Consider the following 16,569-nt stretch of genomic DNA (forward strand, 5'->3'; position numbering starts at 1 on the left):
ACGCATGGCTGAGATGTTCGTTGAGAAGTTCCGTTCCCTGGTTCCGCAATACCTAGACGACGCGTGGGACCCGGAGGACGGGCTGACCGAGGACGACCTCGACGACGCCCTGGACGAGGCCGGGGTGGAGATCCCGCAGGCGCTGCGCGAGTTCTACCTGGCCCTCGGCGGCTGCGAGGACCTCATGGAGGCCTACTACTTCGTCTGGGATCCCGAGGAGCTCGAGATCGAGGACGGCTACCTGCTGTTCATGGAGGACGAGGAGGAGCAGTACGTCTGGGGCATCCGCGAGGACCACCTCGACATCCCGGATCCGATCGTCCACCGCCGCCACAACGTCCGCGGGTCGTGGAAGAGCGAGGAGGGCACCTTCAGCGAATACATGCTGGACATGTTCTCCTGGGTCTTCGACGAGCTCGAGCCCGAGCTCGAGGACTAGCCGTTGTCGGGCGCGGGGCCCTGGCCTTCCCACGCGCCCGCCGGATACGCCTGTCCGTTCTGCGAGTTGCTGGACGGGCGGATCAGCTCGCCGGACAACCTCTGCGCCGCCACCGACATGGTCCTGCGGGACGACGCCGTCGCCGTGATCATGGCCTGCGACGGCTTCGGGACGCACGGCGGCCACGCGATGGTCATTCCGGTGCGGCATCTGGAGACCCTCTACGAGCTGCCCGACGACGTCGCCGCCGCCATCATGGTCATGACGCGACGGGTCGCCGCCGCCATGAAGTCCATCTGGGAACCGGACGGGACCTCGACCCGGCAGCACAACGAGCCCGCCGGCAACCAGCACGTGTGGCACTACCACCAGCACGTGTTCCCCCGGTACCACGGCGACGAACTGTACAAGCAGCTGCGCCACCGCGTGCCGGTGCCGGAGCGCGCCCGCCTGGCCGCCGAGCTGCGGGCCGCGCTGGAGCGGACGCCCTAGATGAGCCCCAGATGAGCGGCTCGTCCTCGGGGCCGGAATGGCCACGGGTCCCGGCGGTTTCCGCCCGGAGCTGCCGCGCGGGACTACAGTTCGCGCGTGACTACAGTTCGCGCGTGACGACGGCGTCCGCGAACGCCGCCAGCGAGGACTTCACGGGCCCGTCGGGCAGCGGCGCCAGCGCGGCGAGCGCGTCGTCGGCCCACGAGCGCGCGACGGCCCACGCGCGGCCCGTGACGGGGTGCTCGGCCAGGGCCCGCACGGCGGCGGCGAGCGCCTCGTCGGAGGCCAGGTCGCCGTCCACGAGCGCGAGCACGGCGCGCGCCGATTCGTCGCCGACGGCCGCGTCCTCCCGCAGGAGCAGCACGGGCAGGGTCGGCACCCCCTCGCGCAGGTCGGTCCCGGGCGTCTTGCCGGAACGTATCTGGGCGCCGGTCACGTCGATCACGTCGTCGGCGAGCTGGAACGCGACGCCGACCTTCTCCCCGTAGTCGCGCATGACCTCGCGGTGGCCCTCCGCCTTGCCGAAGATGGCGCCGAAGACACCGGCCGTGGACAGGAGGGACGCGGTCTTGTCCGCGATGACCTGCAGGTAGTGCTCCACGGCGTCCTGGCCCTCGCGGGGCCCGACGGTCTCGTGGAGCTGGCCGAGGCAGAGGCGCTCGAACGTGCGCGCCTGCAGGTTCACCGCGTCCGGCCCGAGCTCGGACCCGATGACGGACGCGCGGGCGAAGATGAGGTCCCCGGTGAGGATCGCGACCGAGTTCCCCCACACCTCGTGCGCGGTCGGCGCCCCGCGGCGGTAGGGCGCGGAGTCCATCACGTCGTCGTGGTAGAGCGTGGCCAGGTGCGTGAGCTCGACGATCGCGGCCGCCTTGATGACCGACTCGTCGACTCCCTCGCCCAGGAGCGAGGACAGGAGGACCAGGAGCGGGCGGATGCGCTTGCCGCCGGCCTCCACCAGGTGGCGGCTGGTCGCGTCGATCAGCGGATCCGAGTTCGCGACGGCGTCCAGCAGCAGCTTCTCCACCTTGGCCATGCCCTGGGAGATGGCCGGACCGAACTCCGGGTCCTCCGCGACGTCGCGGAACCCGGGGGGCAGATGGATGCCGGCGGCCAGCACGCCGGTCTCCGGGTTCACGTCAACGGAGTGCGGCACGCCGTGGCCTGCGGCGGTCCAGTTGGCCTGGGAATCAGTCAATTCTGTGGCTTACTCTTCGTCGGGGCGAGTTGGCTTCCGGCGGACGCGCGGAGCGGTCGCTGGTTGCTGGTGGGGGGAGCCAGCCTCTCCAATACATGGATCACTCTATCCTCAAACGCGGAGCCGTCCTCGTCCGTGAGATTGGCGAGCATCCGCACCACCATCCGCATCAGGGCGGGCGCGTTCATGCCCGTGCGCAGGGCGAGCCGCATGATCCGCGGGTTGCCGATCAGCCGCGCGAACAGGCGTCCCAGCGTGAAGTGGCTGCCCCACTGGCCGCGCACCACGTCGGCGTAGGAGGCGTACAGCTCCTCGCGGCCGGCCGCCGTCGCGCCGCGGGACCCGGTGTGGGCCTCCGCGACGATTTCGGCCGCGTAGCGCGCGGACTCCATGGCGTAGCTGATGCCCTCGCCGTTGAACGGGGAGACCATTCCGCCGGCGTCGCCGAGCAGCAGCAGGCCCGGGGAGTAGTGGGGGGTGCGGTTGAAGCCCATGGGCAGGGCGGCGCCGCGGATCTCCCCGACCTGGTTCGCCTCGCTGAAGCCCCACTCGGCGGGCATGCCGGCCGTCCAGTCGCGCAGCACCTGCCGGTAGTCGAGCTTGCCGAACTGCTTCGAGGAGTTGAGGATCCCCAGGCCGACGTTCGACGTCCCGTCCCCCACGCCGAACACCCAGCCGTAGCCGGGCAGCGGGTTCCCGTTCCGGTCGGGCAGCTCGAGCCAGCCCTCCATCCAGTCGTCCTCGTGGCGGGGGCTGGTGAAGTAGGTGCGGTAGGCGACGCCGAGCGGGCGGTCGTCGCGCTTCTCGTGCCCGACGCTCAGCGCGGTGCGGGTCGAGTTGCCGTCGGCGGCCAGGACGACGTCGGCGGAGAAGTCCCGCGTCTGCCCCGTCTTCCGGCCGCGTTCGTCCAGCACGTTCGCGCGCGCGCCGACGACGCGGCCGGTTTCGTCGCGGAGGGCCTCGGTGACGGCGTGGCGCTCGTGCAGCAGCGCGCCGGCGGCCTCCGCGTGCCGCGCCAGCGCCTCGTCGAAGCCCAGCCGCGTGCGGATGAGGCCGTAGTCGGGGAAGTCGCCAAGCTCCGGCCAGGGCAGCTCGATACGGCGACCGCCGGCGACAAGGCGCAGGCCGCGGTTGCGGCGCCAGCCGTCGTCGGCGTCGTGCGGCACCCCCAGCAGGCGCAGCTCGCGCACGGCGCGCGGCGTGAGCCCGTCCCCGCAGACCTTCTCGCGGGGGAAGGCCGTCTTCTCCAGGACGGTCACCTCCACCCCCGCCCGGGCGAGGTGGTACGCGGCGGTGGAGCCGGCCGGGCCGGCGCCGACGATCAGGACGGACACGTGGTTCCTTCCGTCCCGGCTAGAGTACGCGCCGCGAGGCGTGGTGGCGCAGGTAGGCGGAGGCCTGGGCCGCGTGCTCGGGCGCGGCGTCGGTCTCCGCGCCCCCGCCCGGCGCGCCGCCGAGCGGCTTCAGCGCCCGGTGGACGGCCACGATGCCGCCGGAGAGGTTCCGGTAGCGGCACTGTTCCCACCCGGCGGCGTCGATCCAGGCGGCGAGGCCGTCCTGGTTCGGCCAGGCGCGGATGGACTCCGCGAGGTAGACGTACGCGGTCGGGTTGGACGCGACCTTGGTGGCGATCGCCGGCAGGGCCCGCATGAGGTACTCCGTGTAGACGGTGCGCCATGGCGCGAACGTCGGGTGGGAGAACTCGGCGACGACCAGCTTCCCGCCCGGCTTCGTGACCCGGAGCATCTCGGCGAGCGCCTTCTGCGGATCGGTGACGTTGCGCAGGCCGAAGCTGATGGTCGTGGCGTCGAAGCTGTTGTCCTCGAACGGCAGGTTGGTGGCGTCGCCGGCGACGAAGTCGATGTCCGGGCGGCGGCGCTTGCCGACCTGGAGCATGCCCAGCGAGAAGTCGCAGGCCACCACCTGAATGCCGGCGTCCGCGTACGGCTCGGACGAGGTGCCGGTGCCCGCGGCCAGGTCCAGCACGCGCTGGCCCGGTTCCGCGTCGACGGCGTCGACGACGATCTTCCGCCACCGGCGCGTCTGGCCGACCGAGAGGATGTCGTTGACCACGTCGTACCGCGGCGCGACGTCGTCGAACATGGCTTGGACTTCTTCGGGGCGCTTCTCCAGCGATGCACGGCTCACCCGCCCATTGTCGCAAAGTTCGGCGGATGGGGGAAAACAGCCCGCCGCCGCGTCCGGAGTAGGCTGGTGGAACCATGATGAATGACTCCCCGGGCTCCCCCCTGCCGTCCGCGGGTGCGGTGGACGAACTGCCCGCCGCGCCGTCGCTGCGCAGCATCACCTTCGAACGTCCCCCCATGAGCGAGCACGGGCTCCTCGACTACGTGGTCCGCGACGACTCGTTCGTCTGGGGGCGCCGCGGCAACGGCATGGTCGGGTTCGGGGAGGCCGCGCGGTTCGCGTCCTCGGGCCCCGGGCGCTTCGCCGAGGCGCGCGCCTGGTGGGACGCCGTCGTCCGCGCCGCGGAGTCCCGGAACGACGCCGGCCTGCCGGGCAGCGGGCCGGTCGCCTTCGCGTCCTTCTCCTTCTCCTTCACCAGTGCGCGCCCGTCGCGGATGATCGTCCCGGAGATCGTGGTGGGCCGGCGCGACGACGCCAGCTGGCTCACCTACACGACCTCCGACCCGGACGCGGAACTGAGCGTCGCGGCCGCCGAGGCGCGCCTCGCGACGCTGCTCGACGACGTCTCCGTCGAGCACGAGCTGGGCGAGGGCGGCGATCGGCTCGTCGAGGGCCAGGTGAGCGAGGACGGGTACCGGGCGCACGTGGCCGCGGGCGTGGAGGCCATCAAGGCCGGACGCCTGACGAAGCTTGTCCTGGCCCGCGACGCGGTCGCCGAGCTCAGCGCGCCCATCGCCGTCGCGCAGGTCCTGCGCGAGCTCGCGCTGCGGTACGCGGACTGCTGGACCTACTCCGTGGACGGGCTGATCGGATCCACCCCCGAGATGCTGGTCCAGGTCGAGGGCGACACCGCGCGGGCGCGCGTGCTGGCGGGGACGCTCGACCGTGCCACGGCCCCCGCGGGCGAGCCGGGCTACGCGCGGCGGATGCTCTCCGGGGACGAGAAGCAGCGCCACGAGCACAGCCTCGCCATCGATTCCCTGACCGAGCAGCTCGGGCCGCTGGTCACGGGCATGAATTCGCCCAAGGAGCCGTTCGTGCTGGAGCTGCCCAACGTCTGGCACCTGGCCTCCGACGTCGAGGCCCGGCTGAGTGTGGGGGCGGACGGGACGCGGCCCTCGGCGCTGGACCTGGCCGAGGTGCTGCACCCGACGGCGGCCGTGTGCGGCACGCCCACCGAGGCCGCCGGCGCCCTGATCCGCCAGCTCGAGGGCATGGACCGCGGCCCCTACGCCGGGCCGGTGGGATGGGTCGATGCCGCCGGCAACGGGGAGTTCGGCATCGCCCTGCGCGGCGGGGTGGTGGAGACGCCGACCCGCGTGCGCCTCTACGCGGGCTGCGGGATCGTGGCCGCCTCCGACCCCGAGGCCGAGCTGGCGGAGTCCTGGGCGAAGATGCGCCCCATGCGCGAGGCGCTGAACCTCTAGCCCCGGCCGCCGTTCGCGCCCTTGTACTATGAAGCGGTTGTTTACTTCGAATCTACCCCTGTAGCCTGTGATGAATATCTCAGGGAAGCGCCGCCGCCGGGCTAGAATGGCCCTGCTGACTCAGCCTGCTCCCGTTGACAAGATCAAGAAGGACACACATTCCATGAGGATCACCCCGAAGCTCGCCAAGGCGCTGGCCGTCACCGCCATCGCCGGCCTGTCCCTCACCGCCTGCGGCGGATCCAACGACGAGCCCGCCGCGTCCGGCTCCGAGGCCGAGCTGGCCTTCGTCAACGCCGGCAAGCTCACGGTCTGCTCGGACATCCCCTACGAGCCCTTCGAGTTCGTCCGCGACGGCGAGAACGTCGGCTTCGACATGGACGTCGCCGCGGCGCTGGCCGAGGACCTCGGCGTGGAGCTGAACGTCGTCGACTCGTCCTTCGACGCCATCGAGTCCGGCCTCTTCGCCACGCAGTGCGACGTCGCGATCTCCTCGGTCTCCATCACCGAGGAGCGCAAGGGCAACATGGACTTCTCCGACCCCTACATGGACGACGACCTGACCCTCGTCGCCAAGGAGGGCTCCGGGATCACCGACCTCGAGTCCGCCAAGGGCATGAAGGTCGGCGTGCAGCAGGCCACCACCGGCGCCAAGTACGCCGCCGAGAACGGCATCGAGGCGGTCCAGTTCGAGGACGGCGGCCTCCAGGTCCAGGCGCTCAAGTCCGGGACCATCGACGCGGCGCTGGGCAACCAGTCCGTGCTCGGCTACGCCATTAAGGACGACGAGCAGTTCCAGCGCGTCGCCGACTTCGCGACCGGCGAGCAGCTGGGCATCGCCGTGAAGAAGGGCAACACCGCCCTGCTCGAGGAGGTCAACGCCACCCTGCAGCGGCTGACCGAGGACGGATCGCTCGAGGAGTTCACCGCGACCTGGTTCGGGTCGACCGAGCAGTAGGCACCGCGGCCGGCACGGCACCGCGCGCCGGCCGCCACCCGTCACGGCCGGGGACCACCCCCGGAGCAGACATCCGCCGGGTCCCGGACATCCACCACGATCTCCGGGGCCCGGCGGCCCTAATGGAAGGCATTTCCCATGGCCCTGACCGTCCGCCAGCGATCACGGATCAGCCAGATCGTCCAGCTCGCGATCCTCGTCATCGTCGTTATCGTCCTCGTGCTGACGCTGGACTGGGAGGTGCTCCAGGAGTCCTTCTTCAACTTCGCCGCCATCGGACCCATGTTCCCCGAGATCATCACCGTCGGGCTGAAGAACACCATCTACTACACGGCCATCTCCTTCGCCCTGGGGCTGACCCTGGGCCTGCTGCTGGCGCTGATGAAGATGTCGGCCTTCGCCCCGTACCGTTGGATCGCCACCGGCTACATCGAGTTCTTCCGCGGGATCCCCGCGATCCTGGTGCTCATCGCCTTCGGCTTCGGCATCCCCACCGCGTTCCCCGGGACGAGCTGGCCGCAGCCCGTCGTCGTCATGGTGTCCCTCGGCATGGTCGCTTCCGCCTACATCGCCGAGACCCTGCGCGCCGGCCTGCAGGCCGTGCCCAAGGGGCAGATGGAGGCCGCGCGTTCGCTGGGCATGCCGGCCTGGCGCGCCATGGTCACCATCATCATCCCGCAGGCGTTCAAGATCGTCCTGCCGCCGCTGACCAACGAGGTCATCCTGCTCACGAAGGACTCGTCCCTGGCGTTCATCCTGGGGGCGACGGCCAGCCAATACGAGCTCACCAAGTTCGGCCGCGACGGCATCACGAGCCTGGGCGCGGGCATCACCCCGCTCATCGTGGCCGGTGCGCTGTACCTGGTCATCACCGTCCCGCTGAGCCTGCTGGCTCGGAAGTTCGAAGCCCGCACCGCGCGGACCAAGCGATAAGGCACCCACGCCATGAACGACAGCACCCCCACCCAGCCAGAGTTCCACGCCGCGGGCGTCAGCATCGTCGGCCTGCGCAAGTCCTACGGCAGCAACGAGGTCCTCAAGGGCATCGACCTGACGGTCGCGCCGGGCGAGGTCGTCTGCCTCATCGGGCCCTCCGGCTCGGGCAAGTCCACCCTGCTGCGCTGCGTCAACCTGCTCGAGCAGCCGAACGCCGGAACCATCCACGTCGGCGGATTCGAGGCGACCGACCCGGACATCGAGCTGGACAAGATGCGCCGGAACGTGGGCATGGTCTTCCAGCAGTTCAACCTGTTCCCGCACCTGACCGTGACCCAGAACTGCACCGTCGCACCGACCAAGGTCCTCAAGCGCCCCTCCGCCGAGGCCCGCGCGACCGCGCAGCGCCACCTGGCGAACGTCGGCCTGGCCGATTTCGGCGACCGGTACCCGGACCAGCTCTCCGGCGGCCAGCAGCAGCGCGTGGCGATCGCCCGCGCCCTGTCCATGGAGCCGCAACTGATGCTGTTCGACGAGCCCACGTCGGCGCTGGACCCGGAGACCGTCGGCGAGGTCCTCTCCATCATGCGCAACCTGGCCCGCGCCGGCATGACCATGCTCGTGGTGACCCACGAGATGGCGTTCGCGCGCGAGGTCGCCGACCGCGTGGTGTTCATGGACGGCGGCGTGGTCGTCGAGGAGGGCACGGCCGCCGAGGTCATCGGCAACCCGCAGCAGCCGCGCACCCAGGACTTCCTCAAGCGCGTGCTCGATCCGACCCACGTGGACGTCCGCGAGTAGGCCCCTCGCGCCGCTGGAGCTGCCTAGAGCGTGACGTTCAGCGAGGCCGTGTAGCCCGCCGAAACGCTCCCGGACATCGCCGCCAACTGGTGCGCTCCGCCGTCGTCCCCGAAGACCATGTCCCCGTTCAGGGGCGTGTTCGGGAAGCTGCGCGCGCTCGACGCGTAGCCGTCGGTGGCGTAGACGGCCCGGCACGCGGCGTCCGTCAGCGCCACCTGGGAGACCTTGAGCACCTGCCCGGTCGAGTTGATGTTCCTCAGCGAGTCGAACACCTCGAAGTGGACGTGCGGCCACCTGCCGTTGTACGCGCCCGGGAAGATCGTGCTGAAGGTGACCTGCCCGTTCTCGTCGGCCTCCTGGACGCCGCGCAGGAAGTTGTCGTCCTCGTAGCCGGCGTCGTAGAGGGAGTATTTGCCGCTGGGGTCGCAGTGCCACGCGTAGACCGCGGCCCCGGCGTAGGGGACGCATCCGTTGGAGCCGTCCAGGATGGTCAGCGTGAGGGTGAGCGGGAGTCCCTCGACGCGCTTCACGTCGCCGCCACCGAAGCTGCCCGTGATGTCGCTGCGCACGATCCCGGACTCCTCCAGGACATTGGGCCCGTTCGACCCATCTCCCGGGTACGGTCCCGCCGTCTCGTCGGGCGTTTCCACCCCGCAGTCCGCGATGGCGCGCGTCGCCGTCGGGGACGCGGGGGCGGCAGCGCCGGACGCCGAGGACGAGACACCACCGGAGTTCTCCGTGGCCCCGTCCGACGATGCGGACGATCCGGCGGCGGTCGCGGAACCCCCGGACGACGCCGGGGCGCAGGCCGCCAGAGCGGCGGCGGCCACGCCTCCCAGCCCGGCGCCGAGTGCCCGGCGCCGCGAGAAGGCGGAGCGCCGCGACAGGAGGGTGCGCAGATCGAATTCGAGGCCGCGGTCGTGGTCCGGGTGCGGGCTTTCACTGCGGTCGCGGTCCGGGTGTGTGCCTTCGCCGCGGTTGTGGTCCGTGTGCCGGCTCTCGGCGCGGTCGGCCGCGTGGTGCTCAGGCGATGCCCCGACGCGGCGCACCGCGTCGCCGACGAGGGGATCGCGCGTCATGGCCGTCGGCGCGGACGTGGTCGTCACCGCACCGGGCCGCGCGGACGTGGTGGGCACCGGGGCGTGCGGCGCGGAAGGCGTTTGTCGGTTCATGGCACCAGCCTGCCTCCCGCTTCTGTGCCGCGCCGGGGGCGCGCCTGTGGCGCCGCTGTGCGGTTTCCCCGCCGTGAAGCCGCTGTGGCGGGCGGGAGACGACGTCAGTGGCGGGCGGGAGACGACGTCAGTGGCGGGCGGTCGCCGGGGCAGGGGACGAAGGTTGGTCCGCCGCCGTGGCCGCGTCCGGAGCCGTGGCGCCCGCCGCGATCGGCGCCACCGCCTCGGCAACGGCGGATGCGATCCTACGGTGCAGCGCGCGGACATCCGTCCGGTCGATCGCCACGTCGACGATCCGCCGCCGCGGGCGTCCGCCGGACTCCCCCGGCGCGCGCGCGTCCAGCACGGCGCGCAACGCGGCGGGATCGTCGACGCGGACGTAGTCCAGGCGGTAGGCGGCGGCCAAACCGTCGAGGCGCACCCGGTGCGGGGTGCCGAAGAAGCGCTCCACGGTGCTCCCGTAGCGCCCCGATTCGGCCACCAGACCATGCTCGAGGGTGGAAAAGATCGCCCCGCCGCCGTCGTTGAGGACGACGATGTCGAGGTCCGGCTCGACCTCCCCGTCGCCGAGGAACAGTCCCCCGACGTCGTGCAGGAAGGTGACGTCGCCGAGCAGCAGCGTCGTGCGTCCCGCTCCCCGCGCCAGCGCGACGCCGGTGGCCGTCGCCACGGTGCCGTCGATCCCCGCGAGCCCGCGGTTCGCGAAGATCCGCGCCGCGGGCGCGCCAGCCGGCAGGCCGGCCAGATCGGCGTCGCGGATGGCGTTGGAGGATCCGATCACCAGTGCCCCGCGGGACGCCGCCCACACCTGCCGGGCAAGGAGGAGCCCGGTCATCGGGCCGGCATCCAGCACCCCGGCGATGGATCGCTCGGCGGCGGCCCCCGCCGCGCGCCAGGCGTCCAGCCACCCCGGCGCGCCGCGGCCCGCGAAGAGCGACAGGTCCTCGGGTTCGTCGATGATGCGTTCGCGGCGCCGCCCGACGTCGAACCAGCCCACCGGTTCGGGCACATAGAGCGCCGCCGGCACGGCTCCCCCGGCCAGGAGCCGCTCGACGGGGCGGCTGAGCGTCGGGCGCCCGAAGACGACGACGCGCTCGATGTGGCTCTCGAACGGGGCCAGCAGGAGCCGGTAGGGCCCGACGGCGTGCGGGCCGAAGCGGGCGTTGGAGCTGGGTTCGGCCAGCAGAGGCAGACCGTGGCGCCGCGCGAACTCCTCGGCGACCGGTCCGGCGTCGTGTCCGGCGATCACGACGGTGCGGCGCTCGGGCAGGTCGTCGATGGGGGTGAAGAAAACCTCGTCGCGCGGGCCGGCATCGGACCCGGTCCCGCGGTCCTGCGGTTCGCCGTCCTCCGATCCGCCCCGCTGTGGTCCACCCGCGCCGCCTGCCGACCCGGAGTCCGGCGCGGAACCCCGCGTGGACGCCAGCGCCGCGCCCGGCCCGGGGACCAGCGGGTCCCGGAAGGCGATGTTGAGGTGGACCGGTCCGCGGGCGACCGCGTGGACGCTGATCCCCTCGACACCTCCGAGCCCGGGGAGCTCGCCGCGTCCGTCGGAGGCCGCGATTCCCTCGGCCGTGAGCATCGCGCGGCGCAGCTCGGGCGCCGGGTCCTGGCCCGCGGGGATGTCGACGCACAGGCGGACATGGCTTCCGAACAGGCCCGGCTGGTCAGTCGTCTGGTTGGCGCCGGTCCCGCGCAGCTCCTCCGGCCGGTCGGCGGAAAGCACGACCAGCGGCACGCCGGCATGGTTCGCTTCCATGATCGCCGGGAGCAGTTCGCCCACGGCGGTCCCGGACGTCGTGGCGACCGCCACGGGACGGCCGCTGGCCAGGGACAGGCCGAGTGCCGTGAAGCCCGCGTCGCGCTCGTCGACGCGGACGTGGACGCGCAGTTCGCCGCGTTCCTCGGCCTCGGCCGCGGCGTACGCGAGCGGGGCGCTGCGCGATCCGGGGCAGAGCACCAGATGGCGAACGCCGCCCTCCGCCAGGGTCTGCAGGGCGGAGCGGGCGGCGTTCAGGGAAATCGGTCCGTCGTCGGCGGGTGTCCTCATGTCCCCATCCTATGGTCCCGTTCTGGACGCCTACCGGCCGCGACCGCCGTCGTGCCCGGACTCGTGCGGTGCCGAACCCTTGCCGTGGCGGCCCCGGCGCCCCGCGTCGGTTCGGTAGACCTGCACCACCGACGGGCGTGGCGCGAAGGCCTGCCCCCGCTTCTCGCGGCCGCGCGCCGGCACGTAGTCGGGGAACAGCGAGAGCGGTTCGGCGAACGTGCCGCCTTCCCCGGGATGCTGCACGGCGACGAACACGGAGTCGTCGCGGTCGTGGATCACCGGTCCGCAGGTTTCCGCGCCCGCGGGAACCGCAAGGAACTGCCGGACGCGGCCGCGCTGGGGCCCGGTCAGATCGACCTTGTGCAACGCGTCGCAGTAGCCGATCGTGCCCGGCTGGCCGTCGGTGGAGATCCACAGGTTGCCGCGGGAGTCGAACGCGAGGTTGTCCGGGCAGGAGATCGGGGAGACCTTGTCGCGCGGGAAGCCGGCGAAGTAGGCGCTCTCGCTCTTCGCGGGGTCGCCCGCGACCAGCAGGATGCTCCAGCCGAAGGTCAGCGAGGCGGCGTCATGGCGCCGCTCGGTGAGCTCGATGACGTGCCCGTCGCGGTTCCGCGAGCGCGGGTTCGCCTCGTCGGGGCCGGCGTTGGAGCCGACGCCGCGGTTGGTGTTGTTCGTCAGCGCGATGTAGACCTTGCCCGTGACGGGGTTCGGCTCGACGTCCTCGGGACGGTCCATCTTGGTGGCGCCCACCTTGTCACCGGCCAGGCGCGTGTAGACGAGCACCTCCTCCACGCTCATGCCCGCCACTTTGGACACCCCGTCCACGACCAGCGGCAGCCAGGCGCCGGTCCCGTCGAAGTTCCCGTCCTCCGGCAGCCCGCCCGAGCCGTCCACCTCCGCCGCCGGGGAGTCCCCGGTGAACCTGGCGACGTAGAGGTCGCCCTCGGACAGGAGCGTCATGTTGTGCGGCCGGTTGCCGGGCCGGTACTTCTTCTTCGAGATGAACTTGTAGACGTAGTCGAAACGCTCGTCGTCGCCGGAATACGCGACCACGCGCCCGTCCGCCGCGATCCTGATGTTCGCGCCCTCGTGCTTGAAGCGGCCCAGCGCGGTGTGCTTGACCGGTGTGGAAGTCGGGTCCTGCGGATCGATCTCCACGATCCAGCCAAAGCGGTTCGCCTCGTTCTCGAACCCCTCGTTGCGGGCGGAGAAGCGCGGGTCCACCTTCTCCCATCCGCGCTCGCTCGGCTCCGCGGCGATCCCGTAGCGGGCGTCCGTGGCCGACCCCGTGCCCTCGAAGTACTGGTTGAAGTTCTCCTCGCCGGAGATGATGGTGCCCCACGGCGTCGTGCCGCCGGCGCAGTTGTTCAGCGTTCCCAGGATCCGCCGCCCCCTCGGATCGGCCTTGGTCCGGAGCAGCTCCGAGCCTGCCGCCGGGCCGTCGACGGCGAACGGCGTCGTGGCCGTGATGCGGCGGTTGCGCTTCCCTCCCCGGATGTACTCCCACTTCTGTCCGGCCTTCCGGCGCTTGACCTCCACGACCGTGAAGCCGTGGGCCGCCATGGCGATCCGCCGGGCCTCGTCGGTGTTCTCGGCGTACCACGCCGGGTCGAACATGATCTCCTCGTTCGTGTACTCGTGGTTGGCCACGAGCACCCCGGACCGGGCGTTCCCGCGGTCGGCGAGGATGTTCAGGTAGTCGTTGTTGTAGCCGAACTGCCCGGCCTGCGCGGCGGCGGACTGCCGCGTCAGGGAGAAGTCGGGGGCGTTCTTGAAGAGGGGATCGCCCCACCGGATGATGGGCGCCCAGTCGTAGCCGGACGGCACGGTCACGACGTCGGCGGTGCGCTCGACGGGGGCGATCGCGCGGAACGGCAGCTTGCCGCCGCCCTGCCCCCAACCACCGAAATCGGCCGCGGCATGCGGCGCGGCGACGGTCTCGGTGCCGATGACGACGGCGGCGGCCGCGACGCCGGAAAGGCCCAGCAGGGCCCGGCGCGAGAGCGCAGAGTCGGCGATGTCGCGGAAGTACGCGTTGCCGGACACGTTGCAGACGTCCTTCGCGCAGGCGTTCCCGCACTTGAAATGGCACGTCGCCGCGGAGCGGTTTCCGCGGGTGTGGCCGAGCATGGGCAGGAGCTTGCGGTCTGTCGTCATTCTTGGGCCTCCGGGTGGGTGTGTTGTTTCCTTCCCGAACCATGCCACCCGTGGGCAACGCTCCGGCCGCCGCCGGATGAACGTTGGGTCTACGCGTCCTTCACCAGGAGTTCACCGCAGCGGCGTAACCGCGCCAGCCACCAGTCCCGGCGTTCGCGGCCGGCGCGGTGGCGTTCCAGGAGTTCTGGGTCCGGCGCCACCGGGCGGAGATCAAGCTGCCCGCCGCGAGCCTCGTACCGGTTCCGGCACACGTCCGCCTCGAAGAGCGACACCGTCCCGAGCCCGCAGGCGTAGGGCAGTTCCGGAAGGGCCGCGGCCAACGCGGCGCCGGCGCGCGTCCCCACCGAGGAGTCCAGCGCGGAGCTGACCACCGCGGGGAGCCCGGCCTCGGCGACAATGCGCAGGGCGCGCCGGATGCCGCCGAGGGGCGGCGCCTTGATGACGATCAGGTCTGCGGCGCCCGCCCGCGCCACGGCCAGGGGGTCGGACTCCTTCCGCACCGATTCGTCGGCCGCGATGGGGATGCCCCATCCTCGGCGGCGGACCTCTTCGCGCAGTTCGCGTAGCCCGTGGATTCCGGCCACGGGCTGTTCCGCGTACTGGAGGCCGAGGGGACCGATGGCTTCGAGTGCTGCGAGGGCCTCGTCGTGCGTCCAGCCGGCGTTCGCATCGATCCGCAGCGCGGCGTCCGGGAGCAGCCGGCGGACCTCCGCCACGCGGGCCACGTCGTCGCGCAGGGTTTGGCCGCGTTCCGCGACCTTGATCTTGACCGTGTGTGCCGCGTCGAAGGACGCCAGGACGCGCTCGACGTCGGCCGCCGTAACCGCCGGAACGGTCGCGTTGACCGGGACGCTCGATCGGATCGGGGCGGGGAATCCGTCCCATCCGGCCTCGACGGCGCAGCGCAGCCAGGCGGAGGCCTCCGCGTCGTCGTATTCCAGGAAGGGCGAGAACTCGGCCCAACCGGCGGGGCCGTCCAGCAGGAGCACCTCGCGTTCGGCGACGCCGCGGAATCGGACCCGGAGCGGCAGCGTGACAACGTGCGCGCGGGCCGCGAGCTCGTCCGGGTCCGGCCAGCGGATGGGTCGCGTCGCCGTGCGTCCCGCGGAACGGTTCGGTGCGGGGGGCACGGTCCTCGCGGAGCCCGCCGCCGCAACACCCGAACGGCTCGACGGGTTGGGCGGCATCGGGACGGTCATGCCCCCTACTGTAGCGACGTGGGACGCCCGCCCCGCCTGCCCGCAAGCCTCCTCGCCTTCCGCGCCGCCTCCCGTCAACGCCCGACGCGTGCCCCTCCTCGCCCTGCGCGGTACAGCCTCCTCCCATCAAGCTGTGGCAATCTTGAGATGATGGACGATACCCAAGTGATTCCCGTGGTCGGCGGCGGATCCCACCGTGCCGCCCCGAATCCGGCGCTGTGGATCTTCGGCATGCTCAGCGTGGCCGGGGCGTTCGCCGCGGCGTATTGGGGCTTTGTGTTGACGGCCACCGGGCAACTGGCCGACGACAACGCGCTGCGCGGTGCCGTCGACTACCTCGCGGCGGATTCCGCGCGCCGGCCGGCGTTGGCCTTCCTCGGCGAGATGCCCGCCGTCTCCGCGGGCATCGGCGCGCTGGCGCTGCTTGCCGCTGCCATCGCTCGACGCGGCGTCTTCGCCCCGGCTGTTGCGGGCTTGGCTTTCGCTGCCGCCGTGGCGAGCACGCAGGTGCTCAAGCACTTCATTTTGGACCGACCGGACAAGAACATCTCCGAAGCCTCCGTGAATTCCTTCCCGTCCGGCCACACGACCTTCGCGGCCGCATCGATGGTGGCCGTCTTTCTCGTGACGTCGCCGCGGTGGCGGCCACTCGTCGCAGCTCTGGGCGGGCTGTATGCCGCGCTGGCAGGCGTTGCCACCTTCGTCTTGGGCTGGCACCGTCCCGCGGACATTCTGGCGGCGTTCCTGGTGGCCGTGTTCTGGGGGCTTCTCGGGGGCCTGGTGATCCTGCGCCGGGAACCCGGGTGGAACGTCTGGTTCGGGCCGGAGGGCCATTGGGCATCCGCACGGCTCTGGCAGACCTTGAGCTGGATTCCGGGCGTCGTCGGTCTGCTGGGCTCCGTAGCCGTCTACTGGTTCCTCGCGGAGGGCGGTGCGGCCAAGGACGGCGAAGGTTTGGGCTGGTATCTCATCAGCGGAGTGCTGTTCATCATCGGATCGGCGGGCTTCCTCTTCGCGCTCGGCGGCGCGTTTTTCTCCCAGCAGACCCGGCACAGCTCACTGCGTTGACGGGCTACTCCGCCGCCGGGCACGGTCTGTGTCATCCCAGTTGCCCACCGATGCACGCCGTTCTGCGGCCGGACAACGGGTTTCGGCTCGTCCACGCTGACCGATCGGCTTGATGCCACTCATGCAGTAAGGCGGCCTCCTCCTGGCGATCCATTTCCGATCCGACTCAATTCGGGTCATCCGGCGCCGGGCAGCTGTCCACCGCACTGCAGCGAGCCTCCGCTTCCTTCCCCGCCTCGGGGTCCCCTACCCAGTTGGCCCAGGGGGCCGAGGGCCCGCGCCCGGATCTCTCCGAACCGGCTCCCGGAACACTGGTCCCGTCGTTCCAGCCGTCGAGACCCCCGTCCGGAACAACTGAACCGGTGGGCGGTGTCGTGATGGCCCAGGGGTCCGAGGGACCGCCCTCCCTGTCCCCGGAACCGGCCCCCGGACCGCCGCCGGCGCCGCGCGCCGCGGGACCCCCGTCCGGACCACCGGCACCGCAGGACCCCGCCCCGGCACCCGCCCGACCCGACTCCCCCGCG

Annotated in this window: 14 protein-coding genes; 7 read left to right on the top strand and 7 right to left on the bottom strand. The window is 71.7% G+C overall.

Going from position 1 to position 16,569, the window contains the following annotated elements:
- Positions 1-4: 4 nt before the first annotated feature.
- Positions 5-439, top strand: a complete 435-nt coding sequence (locus tag ACETWP_RS06010; protein WP_373971304.1) for an SMI1/KNR4 family protein — start codon at positions 5-7, stop codon at positions 437-439.
- Positions 440-442: 3 nt separating this feature from the next.
- Complete coding sequence (locus tag ACETWP_RS06015; protein ID WP_373971305.1) at positions 443-931, top strand: HIT family protein; 489 nt, start codon at positions 443-445, stop codon at positions 929-931.
- Positions 932-1,031: 100 nt separating this feature from the next.
- Here ACETWP_RS06015 and ACETWP_RS06020 read toward each other — a convergent pair whose 3' ends face one another.
- The 3 genes from ACETWP_RS06020 to ACETWP_RS06030 are packed head-to-tail and all read right to left on the bottom strand — an operon-like array spanning position 1,032 to position 4,277.
- Positions 1,032-2,129 carry a polyprenyl synthetase family protein gene (locus ACETWP_RS06020; protein ID WP_373971306.1) on the bottom strand — a complete coding sequence of 366 codons (1,098 nt, stop codon included), beginning with the start codon at positions 2,127-2,129 and terminating at the stop codon, positions 1,032-1,034.
- Positions 2,126-3,463 carry a geranylgeranyl reductase family protein gene (locus ACETWP_RS06025; RefSeq protein WP_373971307.1) on the bottom strand — a complete coding sequence of 446 codons (1,338 nt, stop codon included), beginning with the start codon at positions 3,461-3,463 and terminating at the stop codon, positions 2,126-2,128. Before ACETWP_RS06025 ends, ACETWP_RS06020 begins: the two co-directional genes overlap by 4 nt.
- 19 nt (positions 3,464-3,482) lie before the next feature.
- Positions 3,483-4,277 (bottom strand): demethylmenaquinone methyltransferase, encoded by a 795-nt coding sequence (locus ACETWP_RS06030; protein WP_373971308.1) that lies wholly within the window; start codon positions 4,275-4,277, stop codon positions 3,483-3,485.
- Positions 4,278-4,351: 74 nt separating this feature from the next.
- On the opposite strand from ACETWP_RS06030, the gene ACETWP_RS06035 reads away from it, so the two are divergent.
- From ACETWP_RS06035 to ACETWP_RS06050, 4 genes are all read left to right on the top strand, one after another.
- The gene (locus ACETWP_RS06035; RefSeq protein WP_373971309.1) at positions 4,352-5,704 is read left to right on the top strand and encodes an isochorismate synthase; all 1,353 of its coding nucleotides are present in this window, start codon (positions 4,352-4,354) and stop codon (positions 5,702-5,704) included.
- A 163-nt stretch (positions 5,705-5,867) separates the two neighbouring features.
- Positions 5,868-6,662 (top strand): ABC transporter substrate-binding protein, encoded by a 795-nt coding sequence (locus ACETWP_RS06040; RefSeq protein ID WP_373971310.1) that lies wholly within the window; start codon positions 5,868-5,870, stop codon positions 6,660-6,662.
- A 138-nt stretch (positions 6,663-6,800) separates the two neighbouring features.
- Positions 6,801-7,595, top strand: coding sequence for an amino acid ABC transporter permease (locus ACETWP_RS06045; RefSeq protein WP_373971311.1), 795 nt, complete (start codon positions 6,801-6,803; stop codon positions 7,593-7,595).
- A 12-nt stretch (positions 7,596-7,607) separates the two neighbouring features.
- Positions 7,608-8,399, top strand: coding sequence for an amino acid ABC transporter ATP-binding protein (locus tag ACETWP_RS06050; protein ID WP_373971312.1), 792 nt, complete (start codon positions 7,608-7,610; stop codon positions 8,397-8,399).
- Positions 8,400-8,422: 23 nt separating this feature from the next.
- Here the strand turns inward: ACETWP_RS06050 and ACETWP_RS06055 are convergent, their stop codons facing one another.
- The 4 genes from ACETWP_RS06055 to ACETWP_RS06070 all read right to left on the bottom strand — a co-directional run bounded on the left by ACETWP_RS06055 (position 8,423) and on the right by ACETWP_RS06070 (position 14,908).
- Positions 8,423-9,571 (bottom strand): peptidase associated/transthyretin-like domain-containing protein, encoded by a 1,149-nt coding sequence (locus ACETWP_RS06055; protein WP_373971313.1) that lies wholly within the window; start codon positions 9,569-9,571, stop codon positions 8,423-8,425.
- A 127-nt stretch (positions 9,572-9,698) separates the two neighbouring features.
- On the bottom strand, positions 9,699-11,621 hold the full coding sequence (gene menD, locus ACETWP_RS06060) for a 2-succinyl-5-enolpyruvyl-6-hydroxy-3-cyclohexene-1-carboxylic-acid synthase (protein ID WP_373971314.1): 1,923 nt from the start codon (positions 11,619-11,621) through the stop codon (positions 9,699-9,701).
- Between the two features lie 30 nt (positions 11,622-11,651).
- Positions 11,652-13,778 carry a PhoX family protein gene (locus ACETWP_RS06065; RefSeq protein WP_373971315.1) on the bottom strand — a complete coding sequence of 709 codons (2,127 nt, stop codon included), beginning with the start codon at positions 13,776-13,778 and terminating at the stop codon, positions 11,652-11,654.
- A gap of 89 nt (positions 13,779-13,867) precedes the next feature.
- Positions 13,868-14,908: an o-succinylbenzoate synthase gene (locus ACETWP_RS06070; protein ID WP_373971316.1), complete on the bottom strand. Its 1,041-nt coding sequence runs from the start codon at positions 14,906-14,908 to the stop codon at positions 13,868-13,870.
- Positions 14,909-15,142: 234 nt separating this feature from the next.
- On the opposite strand from ACETWP_RS06070, the gene ACETWP_RS06075 reads away from it, so the two are divergent.
- Positions 15,143-16,045: a phosphatase PAP2 family protein gene (locus tag ACETWP_RS06075; protein WP_373971317.1), complete on the top strand. Its 903-nt coding sequence runs from the start codon at positions 15,143-15,145 to the stop codon at positions 16,043-16,045.
- Positions 16,046-16,569 lie beyond the last annotated feature (524 nt).

Origin of the sequence: Arthrobacter halodurans (assembly GCF_041877255.1) — a bacterium.
Taxonomy (GTDB): Bacteria; Actinomycetota; Actinomycetes; order Actinomycetales; family Micrococcaceae; genus Arthrobacter_N; species Arthrobacter_N halodurans.